Raw genomic sequence first — 22,161 nt, forward strand, 5'->3', positions numbered from 1 at the left:
TGTTCTTCCAGTTTGTACGCTGATAACCAGGCGCTTACGCTTTATATTTAGGAGGGGAAGTATGGGGGAGAATATTTTAGAAGTGGATAAACTGCAAACGGCTTTTCGGACGGATAAGGGAGAGGTTGTGTCGGTAGAGGAGGTTTCATTTCAGCTTCAACCAGGTGAAACCATTGGTATTGTGGGAGAGTCTGGATGTGGTAAAAGTGTAACTTCTTTATCCATTATGAGGTTGCTAGGAAAACATGGATATATCAAAAACGGTTCGATTAATCTGAATGGAAATGATTTAACAAAATTAACCGAAGCAGAAATGCGTAAGGTTAGAGGAAATGAAATATCTATGATTTTTCAAGAACCGATGACCTCTTTAAATCCAGTTTTTACAATTGGTAATCAAATGGTGGAATTGATTCGTTTACATATGGGTTTAAATGCTAAGAAAGCTAAAAGCTATGCGGTAGAAATGCTTAAGAGAGTAGGTATTCCGAGAGCGGAGGTAATTATAGATGAATATCCACATGCGCTTTCTGGAGGAATGCGACAAAGGGTAATGATAGCGATGGCGCTATCTTGTAAACCTAAGCTGTTAATTGCAGATGAGCCAACTACTGCATTAGATGTAACGATACAGGCACAGATTCTTGAATTAATGAAAAGCTTAAAAAATGAGTCAGAGACAGCTATTATGATGATTACACATGACTTAGGTGTAATTGCAGAAATGGCAGATAAAGTAATTGTCATGTATGCGGGACAAGTAGTAGAAGAAGCAGATGTCTTTACTCTTTTTGATGAGCCGAAGCATCCTTACACGAAAGGCTTAATCGACTCTATCCCACACCTAGAGTATGATGCTCAGGAAAAGCTATATTCCATTCCCGGTTCTGTTCCAACATTGCAGCAAATGCCTAAAGGCTGTAGGTTTCACACACGATGTCCTTATGTGACTGAAAAATGCATTGCCGAAAAACCTCCCCATATTAGCATAGACAATAAACGAAATCATAAAGTTCGTTGTTGGCTATATGAGGAAAAACAGCAAGAGAGTATGTCAAATGAAGAGAGGGAGGTTACTGTATGAGCATAGAAACTTTACCTACAAAAGACGGAATATTCAAACAACTACAACCGTTAGTAGAAATTCAAAACCTAAAGAAATACTATCCAATTAAGAAGGGGATTTTATCGAAAACAGTTGGTCATGTCAAAGCGGTGGATGGGCTTAATTTTTCGATTTATCCTGGTGAAACCATTTCCCTTGTCGGGGAGTCTGGTTGTGGGAAATCCACTACAGGAAGAGCAATCGTAAAGCTTGATCCACCGACAGACGGAAAAGTGTTATTTGAAGGAAAGGATATGGCGACAATTCAGCATAAGGAATTAAGAAAAATTAGGACTGAGATGCAAATAATCTTTCAGGATCCCTATTCTTCTCTTAATCCACGTAAGCGAATAGGCGATTTATTGGCAGAACCATTAATTGCCCATCGACTTGCCACGAAAGAAGAGGCAAACAAAAAGGTAGACCAAATACTTGAAATAGTAGGATTAACTAAATTTCATAAAAGTAGATATCCTCATGAATTTTCTGGTGGTCAAAGACAAAGGGTTGGTATCGCTAGAGCGCTTATGCTAAATCCGAAATTGATTGTTTGTGATGAACCAGTGTCAGCATTGGACGTTTCTATTCAAGCACAGGTGTTAAATCTATTAAAAGATTTGCAAAAGGAATTTAACTTAACCTATTTATTTATCGCGCATGGATTAGGAGCAGTTAAATATATAAGTGATCGAATAGCTGTTATGTATCTAGGAAAAATCGTTGAAATTGGAAAAACAGAAGAAATCTTTAAAAATCCCAAGCACCCCTATACGAAAGTATTGTTAAGTGCTTATCCTATTCCTAATCCCCATCTTCGAAATAGAGAAAGGATTGTCGTGGAAGGAGATGTTCCAAGTCCAGCAAATCCACCAAAGGGCTGTAGATTTCATACAAGATGTCCAATGGCTCAAGCTATTTGTAAGGAGAAGGAGCCGCTATTGAATGCTACAGATCATTCAGTCGCCTGCCATTTTCCACTAAATTAAAGGAGGGAGATTTGATTGTTTCAATATATTATTAGGAGATTATTAATTGCCATTCCAGTGTTGCTGGGAGTAACTGTTTTTAACTTTTTCATTATTAACCTAGCTCCAGGTAACCCTGTGGATATGTATATTAATCCAGATACAACCCAGGCAGATATCGATGCGAAGAAAGAAGCATTGGGACTTAATGATCCTATTTACATTCAGTACTTTAGATGGCTCGGAAATCTTCTTCAAGGAGATTTTGGATTTTCTTATACCACGTATGAACCAGTGTTGGACTTAGTGCTAAATAGAGTTGGGCCAACCTTACTTCTTATGAGCACTGCCTTAATTATTGCTTATATCATTGCCATTCCAATTGGAATCTTAAGTGCCACCAAGCAGTATTCGTGGATTGATTATTTAACAACTACCTTTTCCTTTTTAGGTGTATCTATTCCTAACTTTTTCTTAGGATTAGGAAGTATTTATGTTTTTGCTCTCGTTTTAAATATTTTACCTACAGGTGGCATGTTTACACTTGGTAGCAACGGTGGATTTGCTGATACATTATTTCACCTTATTATGCCAGCAGCTATATTAGGGACTGCCATTGCAGGAAGTACAGTCCGTTATGTAAGAAGTAGCATGCTAGAAGTATTGGGGCAGGATTATTTGCGGACTGCTCGAGCGAAGGGATTAAAGGAATTTATCGTTACCAACAAACATGGATTAAAAAATGCGCTTATTCCTATTATTACTATTATTGGGATGGAGATACCGATTTTAATTGGTGGGGCAGTAGTAACAGAGCAAATTTTTCAATGGCCTGGTTTAGGGCAATTAACGATTCAGTCCATTTCATCACGGGACTATCCAACATTAATGGCGATAAATTTTATCGCAGCACTTGCTGTACTCTTCTCTAATTTGATTACTGATATTTTATATGCTGTTGTGGATCCAAGAATAAAGTATAACTAAGGGGGAGTGAACATGAGTATTCCTAATGTGAAAATGGATACGGATTTACCAGTAAATAATGTGGTGATTCCTGTTCAAGAACAGTTGGGGAATGAAGAAAGCTACCTGAAACTAATTACAAAGCGTTTTTTTAAACATAAGCTAGCAGTTGGTGGGCTGATTATTTTTTCATTAATGGTTTTGATTGCAGTCTTTGCTCCAGTAATTGCACCACATAATCCATATTCGGTAGATGGAGAATTTGCGGCACCTCCTTCTGCTGTGAATATCCTTGGTACAGATGAAGTGGGCAGAGATTTGTTTAGTCGCCTATTATATGCTGCTAGAGTTTCCTTATCAGTAGGAGTAGGGGCAGTTGCAATCTATGTTGCCATTGGTACCATTCTAGGAGCGATTGCAGGATACTTTGGAAAATGGGTAGACATGGTCATCATGCGTATTACAGATATATTTATGTCATTTCCGTATTTAATGGTTATTTTAGTCCTTGTAAGTATAATGGGACCTAGTCTTTTTAACGTTATTTTGGTATTAGGCTTGCTTGGTTGGCCGTCAATCGCCAGATTAGTAAGAGGGTGTGTACTAACAATTAAAGAAATGGATTATGTAAAAGCGGGGGTTGCCCTAGGCTATTCAACGCCTAAAATTGTATTTCAGCATATTCTACCAAACTGTATTGCACCTATTTTAGTAAATGCTACATTTGGTATTGCTTCTGCCATTATTATGGAAGCTTCCCTTAGTTTTCTTGGAATGGGCGTTCAGCCTCCAACAGCAAGCTGGGGAAATATGTTAAACGAAGCTCAATCTATTACAGTACTAGCAACGCAGCCCTGGTTATGGATTCCTCCTGGAGTAATGATATTACTTGCCGTTTTATCTATTAACTTTATGGGAGATGGATTAAGGGATGCAATGGATCCGAAGAGCCTTAAATAATGGAGTTTGTTATTTACTAACATTATAGAAAATAGACGGGGGAAAAATCATGAAAAAATTTAAAACAATATTTAGCATGTTTTCCATTGTGATATTATTGTTGCTTTCAGCATGTGCTGGTGCAAATAATACAGCATCAACAAGTGGAGGGTCAAAAGAAAATACGATGTATCTCGGCCTAGTAAATGCTCCAGTAAGCTTTAATCCAATAAACTCTTCTGATATTGCAGCAGCATGGTTAGAAAAGTTTATGTTTGATACTTTCCTAGAAATGACGGCACCATTAGAATTCACACCAAAACTAGCAGAATCGTTTGAGACAGAGGATAATCAAACATTTACAATAAAGATTAATAAGGATGCAAATTGGTCAGATGGCACGCCAGTTACCTCAGCAGACGTTGCCTTTACTTTGAATTTAGTTGCCAATCCAAAGACTGAAACAGCTGTTGGAGCTTATTTAACCCAATTAGACGGGTTAACGGTAAATGGAAAACTTCCAGACGGTGTAACAGAAATACCTTCTTTAACGATTGTTGACGATAAGACAATTCAATTTAAAACAAAGGAACCTGTTGATCCGAATATGGTAAAAGAACAGTTAGGATCAAAATTTATGATTCTACCAGAACATATACTAAAGGACGTAGCACCAGAAAATTTACAAAAAGATCCTTTCATGATGAGTCCAACTGTAACCAATGGACCTTTCAAATTTGTTAAGTATGCGAAAGATCAGTATATCGAATATGCGAAAAATGATGACTACTATTTAGGAGAAGTAGAATTAGATAAATTATTCGTGAAAATCATGCCAGCTGCAAACCTTGTAGCCCAATTACAAACAGGGGAGATTCATATGAATGCAGCCGGAGGTATCGGGAAAATAGCAGTTCAAGATTTTGAAACAGTAGAAGGCTTTGATAATGTAACCACAAAAACAGAGAAAACGTATGGATATCAAAACATGAGTTTTAATATGGATACAATGTCAGACCAAAAAGTGAGACAGGCAATTGCATATGCAATCGACCGTCAAAAGATTGTTGATCAATTGCTGAAAGGGGAAGGAGAAATTATAGACGGACCTTATACGTCTATCAGTCCATACCTGAATAAAGATCTAGAAACATACACATATGATCCAGAAAAGGCGAAGCAACTATTAGAAGAAGCCGGATGGGATTTCGATAAGACGATTGAATTCGTTGTACCAATCGGAAATAAAGTACGTGAGCAATCAGCAAATATTATTGCAGAAAATCTAAAAGCGGTTGGCTTAAAGCTTAATACGACAACGTATGATTTCCCAACTATTATGTCAAAAGCGAAAGCTGGAGATTATGATTTAATGTTAATTGGTTTTACTAATACAATTGATCCAGATTTAACTACGATATATGGTTCAAGTGGATCAAGCAACTACACGATGTATAACAATCCAAAGGTAGACGAATTACTTGAAAAAGGAAAACAAGAACCAGATACAGAAAAACGTAAACAGATTTATAATGAACTTCAAGAAATTTGGAGTGAAGAACTGCCAATCTTTACATTATATTCTGACTATGACTTTGCAGCAGTATCGAAAGATGTAGCATTTGGAGGACCAAAGATTTTCGGTTTCCATAATGAACTATATAAATGGTCATTGACAGGTGCAAACTAATAAAAAAAGAACGACTGAGCCTATTTTGGCAACGTCGTTCTTTTTTTAGTGAGTAGGGGGATTGCTAGTGATAAGTGTTTAAGTGTAGAAAGGAAAAGAGAGAGCGGCTCTCTAAGCCCGAAAGCGAGAGAAAAGGAGTGACAAGGTAACAGAGAGCCACTCTCTAATCCCTCTTCTTTAAATAAACAATCAAAAGAGTAACAGATAAAAATTCTACATCTTGTTTCAGAATAGATACCGTAATGAGTGGTAACAAAAGTATCTGTAACTGGATAATTATAATCTGATTGCGTGTGGAGACGTCACCAATAAAATAAAACAATGTCTTTCTAGCACAATCTAACGAAAAATTCCCCCTAAATACTCCCGAAATCTTCTTCTGAAGGATGAAAATTAGTGTTTTCTAACTGACTAAAAAGAGGTATGATAAAAATAATGTTTAGTAAACCTAAAGAAATTTCATCGATGGTTGGAAAGGACGGATATTTCAACCAATCAGGACAAAGGCTGGAGGGAATAATGTCAAAAATATTTGGTAGACTTCGAGTATATAAACTAAGTATAACAATTGCTCTTTTTCTTATGTTAACAGAGCTTGCAGTAGAATTAGTTCAACCATTAATCATGGCAAAAATTATTGATGATGGATTGGCTCATCAAGATACAAAAGTTGTCCTAATTTGGGGAGGGCTGCTAATTGTATTTTCCCTTGTAGCCTTTGCTGCGGGAATCATAAATACGTTTTATTCTTCCCATGTTTGTCAGAATTTTGGCTATAGTCTTCGGAATGAGCTATATCAAATCATTCAATATTTTACCTTTTCAAGTAGTAATGTTTTTGCAAGCTCCTCTTTGATTACGAGATTAACTAATGATATTACCCAATTACAAAACACCATATTTATGGGATTGCGATTTTTATTAAGGGCACCACTTTTAATTGTAGGCGGAATCGTTATGTCCTTTCTAGTTAATGTAGAGCTGGCACTAATTCTGGCAGTGACCATTCCATTAATCGTGATTATGTTTATTTGGGTAATCAAAATAGGGAGAAAGCTTTTTCAATCTGTCCAAAAGAAGTTGGATCATGTTAATAGTGTCATGCTTGAAAATTTAACAGCTGTCCGATTGATTCGTGCTTATATACGGAAGCAATTCGAAAGAAATCGTTTTACACAAACAAGTGAAGAGCTAAAAAATCTTACACAAAGAGCATTAAGAATCATGGAAACAACGGTACCGCTTTTACTTTTTGCAATGAATTTATGTATTATTGCGATACTTTGGATTGGTTCTGGGCAAATAAATACTGGTGAAGCTCAGATTGGGGAGGTAGTCGCGGTTATTAACTACACATTAAGGATAACTTCTTCTATTTCTGTAGTCAGTATGTTAGTAATGGTTATCTCCCGCTCAAAGGCTTCAGCAGATCGTATTCAAGAGATTATTGATATAGAAGAAAAGGATACGGATAATCCGGAAGGAAATAGGAATTCAAAAATTAAAGGAAAAATTAATTTTCAACATGTATCCTTTTGTTATCCTTCTAATAGAAAAAACACCATTGGAAATTTGCAATTTACCATTCAGCCAAAAGAAAGAATTGCGATATTAGGAGCGACAGGATCAGGAAAGACAACACTTTTCCAATTGATTCCCAGACTGTATGAACCAACAGAAGGAACGATCTTAATTGATGATAAACGGATCGATTCCTACTCATTAAATGCACTAAGAAAGCAAATAGGCTATGTACCACAGGAATCGATGCTCTTTACTGGAACGATTAAGGAAAATATTATGTGGGGAAATCCCAATGCTACCTTTGATGAGGTGGTGCAAGCTGCAAAGGATGCCCAAATACATGAAACAATTATGTTAATGCCCAATACATACGATACGAGAATTGGGCAAAAGGGAGTTAATTTATCGGGTGGACAAAAACAGCGTCTTTCCATTGCAAGAGCCCTTGTCAGAAAACCAAGTATTCTTCTTTTAGATGACAGTACAAGTGCTTTAGATTTGAAGACAGAAAAAAAACTGCTTGATGCAGTCGCCTCTTATCAATGCACGCTTCTGCTCATTACCCAGAAAGTATCTACTGCTATGAAGGCAGATCGGGTGATGCTAATAGAAAATGGGGAAATTGTAAGCTTTGCTCCCCATGATCAATTATATAAAACAAACAAGCTTTACCAAAAAATAGTCGAATCACAGCTAGGGGAAGGAGAGTGGGAGAATGCAAAGGGAACTAACCGATCCATTTCACTATCCTAAACCTGATATAAAGCCAGATGCTACAGTTGTTAAAAAAGGAAAAAAACCAAAGAATATGGGGAAAACTTTATATCGGTTATGGGCATATCTGGCCCAAAAAAAAGGGTTGCTGATTCTTGTTTTAGTGATGGTTGCACTAAGCTGTGCATTAGGATTATTGGGACCATATGTATTAGGGATGTCTATTGACCGCTTTATTGTAAATAGAAATTTAGACGGATTTACAGGAATGCTATTATTTCTTGGCTGTATTTATTTTCTTAATTCCATTGCATTATTTTTACAAAGCTATTGGATGATTGGAATATCACAAACAACTGTTTTTCAGCTAAGAGCAAATTTATTTCATCAATTTCATGAATTACCGATAAGTTATTTTGACAAAAAACAGCATGGGGAACTAATGAGCCGTGTTACCAATGATATTGAAAACGTAAGCTCCACCTTAAATAGCTCTGTTATTCAAATCTTTTCTAGTATAATCACTTTAATCGGGACCGTAGTGGTGATGTTTATACTAAGCCCGTTGTTAACGGTTCTGACTTTAATAATTGTTCCAGTAATGTTTTTGGGGATGAAATGGATAACAAGCAGAACGAGTGTGTTATTTAAGGAGCAACAAAAGAACTTAGGTGACTTAAATGGATTTATCGAGGAATCCATTTCTGGTCAAAAAATCATAAAAACATTTTCCCTAGAGAAAAAAATGATTAATGATATGAAAGAAAAAAGTGATAAACTTAAGAATTCTGCTTTTTGGGCACAAGTATATTCAGGATTTATTCCAAAGCTAATGAATATGTTAAATAATGCTAGCTATGCGATTATTGTTGGAGTTGGCGGGCTGTTAGCACTGAAGTCAGGTGCTGTATCAATTGGAGTAATTGTTATTTTCGTAGAATATTCAAGACAATTCACTCGGCCATTGAATGATTTATCTAACCAATTTAATACTTTACTATCTGCAATTGCTGGTGCGGAAAGAGTATTTGAGGTATTAGATGAGGAAAGAGAAGAAGAAGATGAGAAAACGGCAAGCGAAATAAAAGAGACAAAGGGAGAAGTTCAATTCAAGCAAGTTTCCTTTTCTTATGAGACAGATAAGGAAATATTGAAGGATATTAACTTTAAAGTAAATCCTGGCGAGACAATCGCTTTTGTTGGACCAACAGGAGCAGGAAAAACTACGATTATCCAGCTTATTACGAGATTTTATGATGCAACAACTGGAAGTATATTGGTGGATGGTCATGATATAACAAAAATAAAAAGAGAAAGCCTCCGTTCACATATGGGATTTGTCCTTCAGGATAATTATTTATTTGAAGGAACGATACGGGAAAATATTCGATACGGCAGACTGAACGCAACCGATAAGGAAGTCGAGGATGCAGCAAAAATGGCGAATGCTCATGGCTTTATTGAACATCTCCCAGATGGGTATGATACGATTCTTTCTGCAAATGGAAATGGAATAAGTCAGGGGCAAAAACAATTGTTATCGATATCACGAGCAATCCTTGCTGATCCGTCCATTCTTATTCTCGATGAAGCCACAAGCAGTATTGATACCATTACAGAAGTGAAAATACAAGAGGCTTTAAAGCGCTTGATGAAAGGGAAAACTAGTTTTGTTGTTGCCCATCGGCTTAATACGATTAAACACGCAGATATGATCCTTGTCTTAGATAAGGGAATGATTATCGAAAAAGGTTCTCATGATGAATTATTGAAAACAAGAGGATTTTATTATGAACTACATCAAAATCAGTTTTCAGAAGCAGCAGAATAGTATTTTTATAAACGGAATTTTCATCTAATACACCGGTTGGTCAGTAAGGCTATTAAGCTTATTGAACAGTATTTCCCTTTCTTAATGTCTTGTATATAAAGGTTAAAGGGAGTACTGTTTCTTTTTTAATAAAAAATAGTATTGGATATAAATGATATTTGACTGACCGGTCATTTTGGTTTACTATATAAATATATTCGGTGCAAGTCAACACCCGAAAATAGCTCGAATTATATAAAGGTGGATGTTGAAAATGAAAACTATTGACCAAATTATTGAGTTTTTAAAGAGTATCGGAGTAGACGCAGAAAAGGTTTATCGGAATCCAAAGGAGACTTACTAGTAGATGGAAAGCGTAAAACACCTCAAAACATATATGGAAGATAATCATTTTGATTTAAATGAATTATCAAATGAACTAAATGAATGGAAAAATAGCTTAATCATATACAACTTTGCTCTAGACGAGATAAATACGAAATTAAAAATTATAAATGAAGAATTTCAATTTATTCATAATCATAATCCGATTGAACATATAAAATCGCGCATTAAGGATCCAAGAGGAATCATGCAGAAGTTACATCGGAAAGGACATGCAATTTCAATTGAAAACGCGAAGAAATATATACACGATATTGCTGGAGTCCGTATTACATGTTCATTTATATCGGATATTTATGAAGTTTTTAACATTATAGAAAAACAGAATGATATTAAGGTCCTACAGGTGAAGGATTATATAAAAAATCCAAAAGCCAATGGCTATAAAAGCTTACATTTAATCATCAGTATTCCTGTATTCTTAAGTACTGGTATGCAAGAAGTATGTGTCGAAATTCAAATTAGAACAATCGCGATGGATTTCTGGGCAAGCCTAGAGCATAAAATCTATTATAAATTTGATAAAGATGTTCCTAGACATTTGCTTAATGAATTAAAGGAAGCAGCAGATGCAGCACATGAATTAGATGTGAAAATGAAGAAAATTAAAGACCGAGTCGATATTTTTCAAACTGTTGGTAAACAACAAACGTTAATATAAGTTGAGGGAGGAAGCTTCTTAAGGGACGCTTCCCCTTTTTTATTGAGGGTGATCCAAAGTAAGCGTACCCCCATCAAAAATATATATTACCTCAATAAAAAAGGTTTCATATCAATTTTTCAGTAAATAATTTATAATAAGAAGACATATTTTAAAGTTAGATGCAATTCGTCTAACTTTTTTAAAAGGAGAACGAAATGAAAGAACAGCAATTTTGGAATACATTTAAACCATTTATACAGCAGAACTGGGAGAAAGCGAATTTTAAACACGCGACATCTATCCAAGCACAATCCATACCACTTATATTGGAGGGAAAAGATGTAATTGCTGAATCCCCAACAGGAACGGGAAAAACACTAGCTTATTTATTGCCAGTTATAAATAAAATTGATACGGACTCAAAGAATATCCAGGCGATTTGTCTTGCTTCTTCTCAAGAGCTTGTTATGCAAATTTTGGCAGAAGTACAAAAATGGGGAGAGGGTAGCGGTATTCGTTCGGCTTCGTTTATTGGTGGAGCCAATGTAAAAAGACAATTAGAAAAGCTGAAAAAACACCCTCATCTTGTTATTTGTACACCTGGAAGAGCGTTAGAGCTGATTAAACAGAAAAAATTGAAAATGCACGAAGTAAAAACAGTTGTACTAGATGAAGCGGACCAATTATTGGTATCAGAGCATATTGAATCTGTCCGACAAATTGTAAAAGCCACTTTAAAAGATAGACAAGTTGTCTTATTCTCTGCAACCTTACCAAAACATACAGAAGATATTGCCAAGGAACTTGTTCAAGATGCAGAAATTATCCGTGTGAAAAAAGATAAGGTGATTGATGCAGCAGAAGTGGAGCATATTTATTTTCAAGCAGAATATCGAGATAAGGTAAAACTTTTAGAGCCAATCTCTCGTTTGAACAATGCGAAAATTCTTGTGTTCGTAAAAGATATTGGCAATTTAAATGTAATTCATGAAAAATTGACCTATAAAAATATTCAAACGAGTATTTTGCATTCTGATTTGAATAAGATGGAGCGTCAGAAATCATTAAAAGATTTCCGAGATGGAAAGCGTAATATGCTGCTAGCAACAGATGTGGCAGCTAGAGGGCTTGATATTCAAAATATCACGCATGTGGTCCATTATGATTTAGCTATTGATCAGACACAGTATATTCATCGTTCCGGTAGAACGGGGAGATTTGGTGCATCAGGAGTGGTAGTTAGCTTAGTTACAGAAAGAGAAGAAAGAGAACTGAAGCAAATGGCTAAAAAGCTAAACTTAAGATTATCACGTAAAAGCTTTTATCATGGGGAAATCATTGATTATCAAATGAGAGAAAAAAAGAAATAATACCATTTCAATATAAAGCTGTCATTAATCCAAAAAAATTTGGTAGATGACAGCTTTTTTATTTGGCAAAAGGGTAAGGGGTGGCAAGCCTAAACAGACTAATCTTAGATAAAAAATGAAAAATTAGGCATAAAAATGGAGAAATTTCACAAGATAATACCATTAATAAACAAAGCACTTAAAGGAAGGGTTAAATGGTAACTTTTGCTTATCTATTAATATTTACATCTATGGGTATTTTGACCGTTGGCTTAGATATTTTTGTGTTTCATGAAGGGTTTATGAAATGTCTTAAAAAAATTTATGAGGCGGAAGTTGGGGCAGGTGCAATTACAATTGTGTTTACTGCAATATTTGGCTTCGTTTGGTCTGTCATTGTAGATTTTCGTTTATGGAAAAATAAAAAAAAGGGGAAGCAGAAAATACCAGGATGAGATTATCGATTTATTAGAGTTTATTTTCTAAAAGACTCTGTTTTGTTCAAAAGTATTTCAGGCTGTTCGGTAAGGTAACAGTCTAATAAATAGAAGCAAGGTAGACTTATTGGAAGTACGAATCCCAACAAAAAGAGACATCGAAGGAAGAGGAAATTCTGAAAAACCGGCTGATGGAAGGATCACTTGATCTAGATTAAGAGACCACTTTTAAATAGCGGATTAATTTTAGTGTGCTTTCACTCTTAGAAGAAGGGTACAACTACACAGTCTTGGAAAGCAAAATTAGAACATCACAAGGTATATATAAGTACATGTTTTTTAATTGTATACATAAGGAACCAAGGCGCTTGCGCTTTTCTAAAAGGAAGTGTGTAACAGCATGTTAAAAGAAAATATTTCGTTAACTCAATTGGCTGCAGTAATTTTTAATTTCCAAATTGGTAGTACGATTGTAATTGGCCTTGGATTAAAAGCGAAGGAGGATGCATGGATTGTTCTTCTGATTGCTTTAGGGTTAGGAATAATTATTACCTTGTTTTTTATTTATATGATGACTTTGGCACCGGGGAAAAATTTATTTGAGATGTTTGAGTATTGTTTTACGCGGCCAGTTGCCATCGGCCTCAGTTTTGTTTATGCCACTTACTTTTTTTACTATAGTTGTCGTATTATTAGGGACTTTGGAGAGTTAATTGCAAGTACGGTACTTCCTATAACACCAATTGAAGTATCGACAATCATGCTTGTCATTGTGATGGGATATATTATGTATATGGGATTGGAAGTTCTTGCTAGAACTGCAGAGATCTTTACTCCATATGCCTTTATCTTTATCCTACTTTTATTTATTTTTTTGTATGCAGGCAATAACTTCGATTTTTCCAATATTCGACCAATATTAAAGGATGGGTTTAGGCCACTATGGAGTATTATTTTTCCCTATGAAATTGTTCGACCCTATGGCCAATTGATTATTTTAACTTACATATTGAGCAATGTTTCAAATGCCAAATACAGCAAGAAAATAATTATTTATAGTGTACTTATATCAAGCCTTTTATTGCTGGTAACGTCGCTGATGATTGTTTTGTCTCTAGGACATGATATTGCCTTGCGCTCCAATTTTGCATTATTGAGTGCTGCCCGGCTTGTATCAATTGGCAATTCTTTGCAGCGGATAGATGCAATTGTTGTTTTCTGTATGATGCTAGGAACACTCGTGAAAAGCTGTATCTATATTTATGGGGGGTTAAAGGCTTTGGAATATATTTTTAATCAAACATTTCGATATTTTGCCTTTCCAATGGTATGCGTGGTTGGTGTTTTTACAACCTTAATTGCTCGGAATTATTCCGATCATATGAATGAAGGGTTGCAGTCTAATCCTTACCTACTACATATTCCTCTGCAATTTGGCTTACCATCACTAATGGTGCTTATTATGATGATTAAGCATTGGAACAAATCTAATACTAGGAAAAAGGTCAATAGAGATTATAGGGAACACGGTTCATAAAAAGTGCGATTGATAATAAAGAAGATAACATTTTCTGATGAAGTGATGCTTAAATGACAACTAGCAATGAAATAGCTGATTTAAACGCTTGATGAAAATTATAACCAATAAGGTGCTGAATGATTATGTTGACAGAAAAACTATCTTTAACACAAATATTTACGATGATTATTAATTTCCTTCTTGGAAGCTCTATCGTAGTTGGCATAGGAATGGAAGCTAAGAGAGATGCATGGCTAGTTGTTTTAATTGGAATGTTTATCGGCTTAATTGTTATGAGTTTTTATCTTTATTTCATGTCATTGCTACCAGGGAAAAATATATATGAGATAATCGAATATTGTTTTTCTCGAAAAGTTGCAGTAATTCTTGCTCTTGTTTATCTAAGTTATTTTATCTATATTTCTGCAAGGGTTATTAGAGACTTTGGGGAACTAATCACAACTGCCATTCTTCCTGCAACACCTATCGAATTTACGATATTTACGCTCATGTTAGTAATTGGCTATATATTGTATCTAGGAATTGAGGTTTTAGGGAGAACGGCAGAGATATTTAGCCCCTATATGTTTGTATTTGTATTCTTGCTGTTTATTTTATTATACGCTGGAGGCAAAATAAATCTTACGAATATACAGCCAATTCTTAGCAGTGGAATAATGGAAGTTATTAAATCGACCATACCTTCCATTATTGCATTTCCTTTTGGTGAGCTTATAGCATTTACAGTTATTTTGGCAAATATAGGAAACTATAAAGCGGCTAGCAAGGTATGTTTAATTAGTGTATTTATTGCTAGTGTAATCTTATTGTCCTCTGTTTTTCTCATCATTGCTACATTAGGAGAAAATACAGCGACCCGCGCAAATTTCCCATTATTGATTACTGCAAGGCTTGTTAGCATTGGTGAATTTCTTGAAAGAATAGATGTGTTAGTTGTGTTTATTATGATGCTAGGAATATTGATCAAAAGTTCAGTGTTTTTATATGGAGGCTTAAAAGGTATAGAGTATATTTTTAAAATTCCATTTCGCTATTTTGCAATGCCGGTATCCTGTATAGTAGCGATGTTTTCAATCTTTATTACGATAGATTTTTCCGATCATTTGGTAGAAGGATTACATGTAGATATATTTCTACTCCATCTTCCACTTCAATTTGGATTTCCTATTTTGATTGTGTTTGTACTGTTAATAAAAAAATGGAAGGAACAAAGGAATGAAAAAAGGGAGATAAGAGCATGAATTATTTTAAAAAGATACTGTCTATAAATAGTAAAAAAGAAATACCCTCCGATGTAGTTCCAACAAAAGCAAAAGAGATAGGCTTAGATAAATTAACATTTGAAGAGCTAAAATTAGAAATTAATAAAACCTTTGGGAATACGGCTGATTTGCAGTCTGACGTCATTCGTGTAGGAAAAAGCGATGGTTGTATTTACTATTTAGAAACAGTAGTTAATACGGAAATGTTAAAAGAAATGTTAGGAAATACGTTAGAGAATTCAGCGGATAAAGATATTGTCGTAGAAACAATAGAAGATTTGCACAATCTAAGTAAAAGAAGTTTTGGGGTATCAGGATATAAATTATTGAAAACGGTGAATGAAATTGTTTCTTCTCTCTTGGAAGGCAGAATTGTGATTGTTTTCAGAGGAGTTGGGCAGGCGCTTAGTTTAAATTATATAAACAGTGAAGGGAGAGCGGTAGCAGAGCCTACTACACAAACAGTAGTAAGGGGACCAAAAGACTCTTTTGTAGAGGATGCCTCAACCAATATAAATTTAATAAGAAAAAGAATACGAAACCATCATTTGCGTTTTGAGAAATTTATGCTTGGAAACGAAACGCGGACAAATGTTTATATGGGTTATATGTATTCTATTGCAAATGAAAAAATAGTAAACGAGGTGCGTTCAAGACTAAATAAGATTGATATTTCTGCCGTGTTTGAGTCTGCAAATGTCGAGGAATTAATTATAGATAAAAGCTTGACGGTCTTTCCACTTGCTATGAATACAGAGCGTCCAGATGCAGTAGCAACTTATTTAATGGATGCGAAGATTGTCATTATAATTGACGGCTCCCCTTTTGTATTAATAGTTCCAGCTGTTCTTACTGATTTTTTTACATCTCCAGAAGATAACTATCAAAACTATTTTATGAGTAGCTTTGTTCGGATGATCCGCTATTTGTCCTTTATGATTGGCTTAATTATGCCGTCCGCTTATGTAGGTGTATTGACCTTTCACCCAGAACTTTTACCAACCACTTTACTATTAAGTGTTATTGCTCAACGGGAAGATGTTCCTTTTCCAGCAGTAGTAGAGGTATTTATTATGGAGATTACATTTGAAATTTTAAGAGAAGCAGGGGTAAGGATGCCACGGGCTGTAGGTCAAACGGTTTCTATTGTTGGTGCATTAGTTATCGGACAGGCTGCGGCTGAAGCAGGAATTATTTCAAACATTATGGTTATCATTGTTGCGATAACGGCGATTGCTAATTTCGTATTCCCGAATTATAACTTTGCAAATGCATCGAGACTTATTCGATTCGTTCTTATCATTGTTGCATCAGTATTAGGCTTATATGGTGTTCTTTTAGTGCTTGTATTTATGGTTGCTCATTTAAGTTCCCTTCGTTCTTTTGGAGTTCCATATTTAGCTCCAGTTGCTCCATTTATCGTTGAAGATCAAAAAGATGTATTTGTCCGATTTCCACTGTGGGCAATTAGTAAGAGACCATCCTATTTAAGTCCGAATATAAAAAATAAGCAAAAGCCCCAAGGATCTCCGTCTCCTCCTAAGCATGAAGGTGGGGACAAAAAGTGAAAAGAATCGCTGTCTTTCTATGTATACTAAACTGTTTATTTCTATTAACAGGCTGTTGGGATAGAAAGGAATTATCAGAAATTAAATTAGTAGCAGGGATGGCAATTGATAAAGGGGAGGATGGGAAGTATAAAGTGACAGTAGAGGCGTTGAATGCTGCTGAATTAAACACCCAATCTTCAGCTGGGAATGCGCCTACGGTAGTTGAAGGGATTGAAGGGGATTCTATCTCAGAAATTACCCATCTTTTTAATGAATATTATGCACAGATTTTAATATATTCTCATATGAAAGTGCTCGTAATCAGTGAGGAAGTAGCAAGTGCAGGAAGACTGGATTTTATTGATTTTTTGGAAAGAAATAGAGAGATAAGAGATGACTTTAACATTATTATCGCTAAAGATGGGAAAGCAGAAGATATTTTAAAAATAGCTGCCCATTATAGAAAGGCATCTTCTTTAAAGCTATCTCCACAATTGGATCATTTGATGGAAGACTGGGGAGGAGACCCTGGAATGAACATTATTAATTTTATCTCTGAACTTAATTTGGAAGGAAAAGAACCAGTGCTTGCTACCGTAAGGCTAAAAGGAGATGTTGAAAAGGGGATGAGTATGAAAAATATTCAGAAGGTAACCCCTGATGCAATTGTTGTGGTAGACTCACTGGCGATTTTTAAAGATGGTAAGTTAGTGGGGTTTCTGAGCTTAGAGGATACTAGGAATTATTTATGGACGAGGAATGATATAAAGACTACTTCTTTGACACTCGAATGCAAAAAGGGAGACTTTAGCGCGATTCGAGTAACAGAATCGCAAACAGAAGTAACGTCTAAGATGAAGAACGGTAAGCCTTTTTTTCATGTAAGTATAAAAGCAGAAGGATTTATTGAAGGAACTCAATGTTATAATAACGTGGAAAAGCTTGGAACGATTGCTAAATATGAAAAGTTAATCAATGAAACTTTTTCAAAAAAAATAACAGATACCATTACAAAGGTCCAAAAACAATACCAAGCGGATATTTTTGGATTCGGAGAAGTAATGAGAAGGCAAGATTTTAATTCTTTTATGAAAGTAAAAGATAACTGGAGTGAAGAATTTGCTTCAGGAGATGTAAAAGTAGATATGGATTTTGTTTTAAGAAGGTCTGGAATACGTTCTAAGAGCTTTTTAACCGAGACGGAAAAATAAACAGGAAGCATAGAAAAAACTGGTCATGGCGAACAGTTTTTTCTATGCTTTTTTTGGATTAGCTCCCTCTAAGACTAAAGTTGTAGAGGAAAATCAAGCTAAGGCACGTTATGAAAAAAACAAGGGAAAGGTAACATAGTAGATAAGAAAGGAGCGAAAATACAAAATGAAAAAATTTGGTTTATTTATTATTGGAGCAGCTGCTTCTATTATCCTTTTATCACAGATAGGTCCATTATTTGGTTTAGTAATTAGTACAGCCATTCTTTATTTCGCTTTTAAGCAATATGTAAAGGCGACAAGTACAGCAGGAAAAGTAGGGTGGGGGATAGCTGGAATTATCATGCTTATTATAACTGCAAGTAACCTTCCAGCAATTATTGGTTTGGCAGCAGCATATATATTGTATCTTGTTTATAAAAAATGGAATAACAACAAACAATCTATTATCACAAAAAAATCATCAGATGACCCATTTCAAAATTTTGAAAAGCAATGGTCAGAACTAAACAAATAAGAGAAGGAGAGGAATTAGGCATGACGAATTTATTAGAAAGAATGAAAAATACTGTATTGGCTGATATAAATAATTTATTGGATAAGAAGGAAGAAAAGAATCCGCTTGCGCTTTTAAATCAATACGTAAGAGAATGTGAAAAAGAGACAGATAAAGTAAAGAAATTAGTGGAAAGACAATATAAATTAAAAGAGGAATTCTCAAAAGAATTACGCCAGGCAGAAGAAATGGCAGAAAAAAGGAAAAGACAGGCAGAGGTTGCTCGTAAAGCGGAAGAAGAAGAGCTTTCTTCTTTTGCTCAACTAGAACAAACTCATTATGAAGAAAGAGTAGTCCGTTTAAAGGAATCGTTGAGAAATACCGAGCAGCAATTGCATGAAATCGAAAAAAAATACATGGATATGAAGCATAAATTAAAAGATATGAAGATACGTCAAATGGAGCTAATGGCAAAGGAAAATATCACAAAGGCACATCATACAATGAATAAAGTTTTAGAAGAAAAACAAGCAAGCCCAACAAATCAAGCGCGCTTTACCGAAATGGAAGAATATATTGAAAAACTAGAGAAAAAGATAAATACAGAATACTATAAACAAACAATGGATGAAAAGTTAGCAGCTTTAGAGAAAGATATGCTAAAAAAAGAAGATGATACCATTTCTCTATAAAAAAATGATATCCTAAAAGAGGCTGGAGCTACAAAAGCCAGCCCCTTTTATTTTTGATATAGACAAACAGAAAGAATTAAATAAAATTTCAAAGATTGTTTTAATAAATTATGTAGGTAACCACGTTGTAAAACGGGTGATTGGAGTGGAAAGCAACCTACTCATTCAACGTGTATTGTCATTTTTAGTCTGTCTTAATTTAATGATTTAGTATTAGCCATTTATTTTTTGTAGGGAGAAACAATCAGATTTTCACCATAATAAAACAAAGAAGGGAGAGAATAGCCAATGTTTAAACAACTAAAAGATCATTATGCGAATTGGGTATATGTGGTTGGAGGGTTTTTATTATTAGAAATCTTTGTCTTTAATCCAGGACTAATCTTTTCCCTTCTTGTTTCCATTGGTATGATGTATATCTCAAAGAAATCTCTGCAAGGCGGAGTCGGAAAAATCCTATTTTGGGTTGGTTTACTGATTTTGATCGTTAGTATCCTAAATATGGTTACCGTAAAAATAATTTTATTTACGATTCTTGCCTATTATCTTTTTCAATTATTCCAAAAGAAGAATACTACTGATGTGATTAAACCGATAATTAAAGATAAGGAAACAGAACCATTTACACAGGAGCCAATCATAAAGAAGGAGCCCTTATTTACTAATTCAATCTATAATCGCAATATTACGCCAGATCATGTATATGAATGGCATGATATTAATATTCAATGTGGAATAACGAATACAATGGTTGATCTTAGCTATACCGTTTTGCCAGAAGGAGAAACGGTTATGATGATCAAAAATATTGTAGGAGATGTAAAGCTGTATATCCCTTATGATATGGAAGTTAGCATTAATCACTCCATTTTCTTCGGTTCTTATCATATATTTGGAGAAGAAGAAGAGAATGCTTGGAATAAAAATGTAAGCATCCGGACTGCTAATTTTGATCAAGCAGAAACAAGGGTGAAGATTTTCACTTCCTTTATTGCTGGTAGCTTAGAGGTGAAAAGAATATGAGTATTATAACTAGACAAATCTTGTGGGGAGTATGTATATCCCTTCTTTTACTTGTATTCTTTTCCATTTGTTATTTATTTGTTTTTCCTCCAGAAAACTGGGGAGCTTTGTGGGAAAAAGAATTAATGGATGTTCCGTTTGTCTTATTTATAACAAGTGTCGATATTACATTAGGTATTCTAATTGGTTATTTGTCCGGCTTTTCCTGGAAAAAACAAATTCGTTCCATGGAACAAGCTCTACATACGATGGATAAAATGGAGTACCGTCCTGTTGAGCCAATTGGTTCAACAGAGGAATTACAGTCATTGAGCTATAAGATGATTCAATTGCAGAATCAATTAGTAGAACAAACGAAGCTTTCACAAAAGCTTGTAAAAGAGAAAGCAGAGGATGAAGAGGTGAAAGTGCAAAGTATCATTATTGCAGAACGAAATAGGTTAGCAAGAGAGCTACATGATTCGGTTAGCCAGCAATTATTCGCAGTATCCATGCTATTGTCAGCGATTAATGAAACAAGACCGAAAACAAATGATCACGAGTCTCGGCAGCTACAGCTAGTAGAGGAAACGATTCATCAGTCTCAATTAGAAATGAGAGCCTTATTGCTTCATTTACGTCCTGCTGCATTAAAAGGGAAATCATTAAAAACAGGAATTATTGAATTATTGCAGGAGCTACAGCAAAAGGTCAGCTTAGAAATAGAATGGAAATTAGAAGATATTGATTTGGATAAAGGAATGGAAGATCATCTTTTTCGGATTCTTCAAGAATCTGTATCCAACACATTAAGACATGCAAAGGCAAGTTCCTTACAGGTCCAGCTTATTCAAAGAGAATCATTTGTCATTTTACGAATAATAGATGATGGAGTTGGTTTCAATATTGATAAAAGAAAGGCAGGCTCTTATGGACTTCAAAACATGCATGAAAGAGCAGCAGAAATAGGTGGGGTATTAAAGTTAATCAGTTTGGAAAATAAAGGAACACGTTTGGAAGTAAAAGTTCCGATTTTGGAAGGGGAGGAGGATATAAATGATTAGAGTATTACTTGTTGATGATCATGAAATGGTACGGATTGGCGTTTCCTCTTATTTATCTGCGCAAACAGATATCGATGTGGTGGGAGAAGCGGAAAATGGCAGCAGAGCAGTAGAGCTAGCACTCTCGTTAAAACCAGATGTCATTTTGATGGACTTAGTGATGGAAGAAATGGATGGAATAGAAGCAACACGCCAAATAGTAGAAGCATGGGAGGATGCAAAAATTATTATTGTCACTAGTTTTCTTGATGATGAGAAAGTCTATCCAGCTTTACAGGCTGGTGCAACTAGCTATATGCTCAAAACATCGAAGGCTAGTGAAATAGCAAGAGCTGTGCGCGAAACATTTCAAGGCCAAATTGTGCTAGAGCCAGAAGTCACCGATAAAATGATGACAAAAATGCGGGAAAAGAAAGCAACTCCTCTGCATGAAGAATTAACCGCGAGAGAAATGGAAATTCTTCTATTAATGGCAGAGGGAAATTGCCGATGATTTATTTATCGCTTTAAAAACGGTAAAAACACATGTTAGTAATATACTTAGCAAACTACAAGTACAAGATCGAACACAGGCAGTCATTTATGCATTTAAGCATTCCCTTGTAGAATAAGAAAGCCAAATCCCTTTCATATTAGGAACACTCCCTTAATCAAACGTTTAAATAAGATATTTCTCTCTCTTCTATCGAGAAAAAGACAAACTAGGAAAATATTTTTCGAACTTGTCTCATATGATGGTAAAGAAGAGAAAAATAAACACACGTCTTTTACATTTACGTTTGTAGAAGATAGATTGA

The 22,161-nt window shown here is 35.1% G+C and carries 18 protein-coding genes and 1 pseudogene; all 19 read left to right on the forward strand.

Going from position 1 to position 22,161, the window contains the following annotated elements; genetic code table 11:
• Window positions 1-61 precede the first annotated feature (61 nt).
• The 19 genes and pseudogenes from ADJ83_RS02825 (at window position 62) to ADJ83_RS02915 (ending at window position 21,975) form a co-directional block, all read left to right on the forward strand.
• Window positions 62-1,084: an ABC transporter ATP-binding protein gene (locus ADJ83_RS02825; RefSeq protein ID WP_048716753.1), complete on the forward strand. Its 1,023-nt coding sequence runs from the start codon at window positions 62-64 to the stop codon at window positions 1,082-1,084.
• On the forward strand, window positions 1,081-2,091 hold the full coding sequence (locus ADJ83_RS02830) for an ABC transporter ATP-binding protein (RefSeq protein WP_048716755.1): 1,011 nt from the start codon (window positions 1,081-1,083) through the stop codon (window positions 2,089-2,091). The genes ADJ83_RS02825 and ADJ83_RS02830 overlap by 4 nt, the downstream gene beginning before the upstream one ends.
• Before the next feature lie 15 nt (window positions 2,092-2,106).
• Window positions 2,107-3,057, forward strand: a complete 951-nt coding sequence (locus ADJ83_RS02835; RefSeq protein WP_031539562.1) for an ABC transporter permease — start codon at window positions 2,107-2,109, stop codon at window positions 3,055-3,057.
• 12 nt (window positions 3,058-3,069) lie between these two features.
• Window positions 3,070-3,996 (forward strand): oligopeptide ABC transporter permease, encoded by a 927-nt coding sequence (gene opp4C / locus ADJ83_RS02840; RefSeq protein WP_031539559.1) that lies wholly within the window; start codon window positions 3,070-3,072, stop codon window positions 3,994-3,996.
• A gap of 49 nt (window positions 3,997-4,045) precedes the next feature.
• Entirely contained in the window at window positions 4,046-5,665 is a 1,620-nt protein-coding gene (locus ADJ83_RS02845; RefSeq protein WP_031539558.1) for an ABC transporter substrate-binding protein, read from the forward strand.
• Between the two features lie 519 nt (window positions 5,666-6,184).
• Entirely contained in the window at window positions 6,185-7,942 is a 1,758-nt protein-coding gene (locus ADJ83_RS02850) for an ABC transporter ATP-binding protein (RefSeq protein ID WP_031539556.1), read from the forward strand.
• Window positions 7,905-9,734 (forward strand): ABC transporter ATP-binding protein, encoded by a 1,830-nt coding sequence (locus tag ADJ83_RS02855; RefSeq protein WP_031539553.1) that lies wholly within the window; start codon window positions 7,905-7,907, stop codon window positions 9,732-9,734. Before ADJ83_RS02850 ends, ADJ83_RS02855 begins: the two co-directional genes overlap by 38 nt.
• 346 nt (window positions 9,735-10,080) lie before the next feature.
• The gene (locus ADJ83_RS02860) at window positions 10,081-10,779 is read left to right on the forward strand and encodes a GTP pyrophosphokinase (RefSeq protein WP_031539551.1); all 699 of its coding nucleotides are present in this window, start codon (window positions 10,081-10,083) and stop codon (window positions 10,777-10,779) included.
• A 197-nt stretch (window positions 10,780-10,976) separates the two neighbouring features.
• A complete protein-coding gene (locus tag ADJ83_RS02865) occupies window positions 10,977-12,131 on the forward strand; it encodes a DEAD/DEAH box helicase (RefSeq protein ID WP_048716758.1) in 1,155 nt (384 codons plus the stop codon).
• Window positions 12,132-12,325: 194 nt separating this feature from the next.
• Window positions 12,326-12,565 (forward strand): hypothetical protein, encoded by a 240-nt coding sequence (locus tag ADJ83_RS02870; protein ID WP_048716762.1) that lies wholly within the window; start codon window positions 12,326-12,328, stop codon window positions 12,563-12,565.
• A gap of 382 nt (window positions 12,566-12,947) precedes the next feature.
• On the forward strand, window positions 12,948-14,084 hold the full coding sequence (locus tag ADJ83_RS02875) for a GerAB/ArcD/ProY family transporter (RefSeq protein WP_048716765.1): 1,137 nt from the start codon (window positions 12,948-12,950) through the stop codon (window positions 14,082-14,084).
• A gap of 125 nt (window positions 14,085-14,209) precedes the next feature.
• On the forward strand, window positions 14,210-15,328 hold the full coding sequence (locus tag ADJ83_RS02880) for a GerAB/ArcD/ProY family transporter (protein ID WP_048716768.1): 1,119 nt from the start codon (window positions 14,210-14,212) through the stop codon (window positions 15,326-15,328).
• Window positions 15,325-16,917 (forward strand): spore germination protein, encoded by a 1,593-nt coding sequence (locus tag ADJ83_RS02885; protein ID WP_031537383.1) that lies wholly within the window; start codon window positions 15,325-15,327, stop codon window positions 16,915-16,917. Before ADJ83_RS02880 ends, ADJ83_RS02885 begins: the two co-directional genes overlap by 4 nt.
• Entirely contained in the window at window positions 16,914-18,110 is a 1,197-nt protein-coding gene (locus tag ADJ83_RS02890; protein ID WP_031537386.1) for a Ger(x)C family spore germination protein, read from the forward strand. Before ADJ83_RS02885 ends, ADJ83_RS02890 begins: the two co-directional genes overlap by 4 nt.
• Window positions 18,111-18,276: 166 nt before the next feature.
• On the forward strand, window positions 18,277-18,627 hold the full coding sequence (locus ADJ83_RS02895) for a hypothetical protein (protein WP_031537387.1): 351 nt from the start codon (window positions 18,277-18,279) through the stop codon (window positions 18,625-18,627).
• 20 nt (window positions 18,628-18,647) lie between these two features.
• Complete coding sequence (locus ADJ83_RS02900) at window positions 18,648-19,298, forward strand: PspA/IM30 family protein (protein ID WP_031537388.1); 651 nt, start codon at window positions 18,648-18,650, stop codon at window positions 19,296-19,298.
• Between the two features lie 288 nt (window positions 19,299-19,586).
• Window positions 19,587-20,321 (forward strand): cell wall-active antibiotics response protein LiaF, encoded by a 735-nt coding sequence (liaF, locus tag ADJ83_RS02905; RefSeq protein ID WP_048716771.1) that lies wholly within the window; start codon window positions 19,587-19,589, stop codon window positions 20,319-20,321.
• Window positions 20,318-21,364 carry a sensor histidine kinase gene (locus tag ADJ83_RS02910; RefSeq protein ID WP_031537390.1) on the forward strand — a complete coding sequence of 349 codons (1,047 nt, stop codon included), beginning with the start codon at window positions 20,318-20,320 and terminating at the stop codon, window positions 21,362-21,364. The genes liaF and ADJ83_RS02910 overlap by 4 nt, the downstream gene beginning before the upstream one ends.
• Window positions 21,357-21,975, forward strand: a pseudogene (locus ADJ83_RS02915) (response regulator). Before ADJ83_RS02910 ends, ADJ83_RS02915 begins: the two are co-directional and overlap by 8 nt.
• The last annotated feature ends 186 nt before the right edge of the window (window positions 21,976-22,161 follow it).

The organism is Bacillus sp. 522_BSPC (assembly GCF_001076885.1).
Classification (GTDB): domain Bacteria; phylum Bacillota; class Bacilli; order Bacillales; family Cytobacillaceae; genus Niallia; species Niallia hominis.